This window comes from Longimicrobium sp. (genome assembly GCA_036389795.1).
GTDB lineage: Bacteria > Gemmatimonadota > Gemmatimonadetes > Longimicrobiales > Longimicrobiaceae > Longimicrobium.
Genome location: DASVWD010000158.1, coordinates 1 through 3,166, shown reverse-complemented (window position 1 = coordinate 3,166; position 3,166 = coordinate 1). Strand labels below are relative to the sequence as shown.

General features: G+C 73.4%; 1 protein-coding gene. It reads left to right on the top strand.

Annotation, left to right across the window (positions count from 1 at the left end):
* Positions 1-3,166 (top strand): amino acid adenylation domain-containing protein (locus VF746_21480; protein ID HEX8694997.1); only part of this gene is annotated, 3,166 nt, incomplete at both ends.

Here is a 3,166-nt window from a genome sequence, read left to right as displayed (position 1 = left end):
CGCCCGGCGGTGCAGACGTTCCGGGGTGCGTCGGTCCCGGTGGAGCTCTCCCTCGAACTGCTGGAGCGGCTGCAGGCGCTGGGGCGGAGCGAGGGCGCGACGCTGTACATGACGCTGCTGGGCGCCTTCCAGGTGCTGCTGGGCACGTACGCCGGCAGCGAAGACGTGGTGGTGGGCAGCCCGATCGCGGGGCGGACGCGGAAGGAGGTCGAGGAGCTGATCGGCTTCTTCGTCAACACGCTGGTGCTGCGCACTGATCTCTCGGGAGACCCGAGTTTCCGCGAGGTGCTGCGGCGGGTGCGGGAGACGACGCTGGGCGCGTACGCGCACCAGGAGGTACCCTTCGAGAAGCTGGTGGAGGAGCTGCGGCCGGAGCGCAGCTTGAGCCACTCGCCGCTTTTCCAGGCGATGTTCACGCTGCAGAACGCCGACGACGGGGGGACGGGAGGCGCGCTCGCGGGGCTGAACGTGAGCGAAGTCGATGCGGAGGGCGCGAGCGCCAAGTTCGATCTCTCCCTGAGCCTGACGGCGACCTCGCACGGCCTGCGGGGATGGCTGACGTACGGGACCGACGTGTTCGAGTCGGGCACGGTGGAGCGCATGGTGCGGCACCTGGAGCGGGTGCTGGAGCAGGTCGCCGCCGACGCGGACGCGCGGCTCTCGCGGCTGGACCTGCTCGGGGAGGCGGAGCGCGCGCTCGTGCTGGAGGCGTGGAACCGGACCGAGGCGGAGTATCCCGCCGACCGGTGCATCCACGAGCTCGTGGAGGCGCAGGCTGCGCGCACGCCGGGAGCCGTGGCCGTCGTCTTCGAGGGAGCGGAGCTGACGTACGTCGGGCTGGACGAGCGTGCGAACCGGCTCGCGCGACACCTCGTCCGCCTGGGCGTGGGGCGCGAGGCGCGGGTGGGGGTGTGCCTGGAGCGCGGGATCGAGATGATCGTCTCCCTCCTCGCGGTCCTGAAGGCGGGTGGCGCGTACGTCCCGCTCGACCCCGCCTATCCGGCCGAGCGGCTCGCGTTCACCCTCGCCGACTCCGGCGTGGTGGCGCTGCTGACGCAGGAGTCGCTGCGCTCCACGCTTCCCGTCCCGGATGGCGTCACGGTGGTGAGCGTGGACGGCGCGGCGTCCGGGATCGCGGCGGAGAGCGCCGACCGCCTGGCGCGCAGAAGCGTGCCGCGGAGCCTGGCGTACCTGATCTACACCTCCGGGAGCACGGGTGTCCCGAAGGGCGTGGCGATCGAGCACGAGAGCGCGGTGGCTCTCCTGTCGTGGGCGGCGGCCGTCTTCACGGCGGAGGAGCTGTCCGGCGTGCTGGCGGCGACGTCGATCTCCTTCGACCTCTCCGTCTTCGAGATCTTCCTCCCGCTGGCGCTCGGCGGCCGCGTGATCGTGGTGGAGAACGCGCTGGCGCTGCCGCGGTCGGCCGCGGCGGACCAGGTGCGGCTGGTCAACACGGTGCCCTCGGCGATCGCGGCGCTGCTGAAGAGCGATGGGATCCCGTCCGGGGTGCGGACGGTGAACCTGGCGGGCGAGCCGCTGCGGGCCGAGCTGGTGGACGCGCTCTACGCCCGCGGCGGGATCGAGCGGGTGTACGATCTCTATGGGCCGTCGGAAGACACGACGTACAGCACCTGGACGCTGCGCCGCGCGGGAGGGCCGACGACGATCGGGCGGCCGATCTCCAACACGCGCGCCTACGTTCTCGGTGCCGCGCTGCTCCCGCTTCCGGCCGGGGTGCCGGGCGAGCTGTACCTCGGCGGCCGCGGGCTGGCGCGCGGGTATCTGGGTCGCCCCGGGCTGACGGCGGAGAGGTTCGTCCCCGACCCGTTCGGCGAGCCCGGCGCGCGGCTGTACCGGACGGGCGACCGCGCGCGGTGGCGGACCGACGGCACGCTGGAGTACCTGGGCCGGCTGGACGCGCAGGTAAAGGTGCGCGGCTTCCGCATCGAGCTGGGCGAGGTGGAGGCGGCGCTGCGGCGGAATCCGGGCGTCACCGACTGCGTCGTCCTGGCGCGCGAGTACGCGCCGGGGGACAGGCGGCTGGTGGCGTACGTGGTGGGCGGCGTGGAGACGGACGCGCTGCGCGCGCACCTGCGCCAGAGCCTGCCGGAGTACATGGTGCCGTCCGCGTTCGTCCCGCTGGAGGCGCTGCCGCTGACTCCGAACGGGAAGCTGGACCGCAAGGCGCTGCCGGCGCCGGAGCTCGCGCCGGCGGAGGAGACGTACGTGGCGCCGCGGACGCCGGCCGAGGAGGTGCTGGCGGGGATCTGGGCGGAGGTGCTGCGCCTGGAGCGCGTGGGGGTGCGCGACAACTTCTTCGAGCTGGGTGGACACTCGCTGCTGGCCACCCGGGTGGTGTCCCGGATCCGGGCCGTGTTCGCCGTCGAGCTGCCGCTGCGGGCGCTGTTCGAGGGGCCGACCATCGCGGAGATGGCCGGGCGGGTGGAGGAGATGCGGCGCGCGGAGCTGCCGGCGCTCCCGGCCGTGGTACCGGTGGAGCGCACGGGTGCGCTGCCGCTCTCGTTCGCGCAGGAGCGGCTCTGGTTCCTGGACCGCCTGGAGCCGGGGAGCAGCACCTACAACATCCCCGTGGCATGGCGCCTGGGCGGCGCGCTGGACGAGGCGGCGCTGGAGCGCGCGCTGGGCGAGATCGTCCGCCGGCACGAGGCGCTGCGGACGGTCTTCACCGAGGTGGATGGCTCGCCGGTGCAGGTGGTGGCACCCTTCGGCGGGTTCGCGCTGCCGGTGGAAGACCTGTCGGGCTTGAGCGAAGCGGATCGCGAGGCGGCGGTCGAGCACCGCGCCGCCGAGGAGGCGGGGCGGCCGTTCGATCTCTCGGAGGGACCGCTCTTCCGCGCCACCCTGCTGAGGCTGGGCGGAGAGGATCACGTGCTGCTGCTCTCGATGCACCACGTCGTCAGCGACGGGTGGAGCATGGGGGTGCTCTTCCGGGAGCTGTCGGCGCTGTACGGGGCGTACCGCGAGGGGCGTGAGTCGCCGCTCCCCGAGCTGCCGGTGCAGTACGCCGACTACGCGGTGTGGCAGCGCGAGCAGTTGGCGGGCGAGGTGCTGGACCGGCAGCTGGCGTACTGGAAGGAGCGGCTGGCGGGCGCGCCGGAGCTGCTGGAGCTGCCCACGGACCATCCGCGCCCGGCGGTGCAGACGT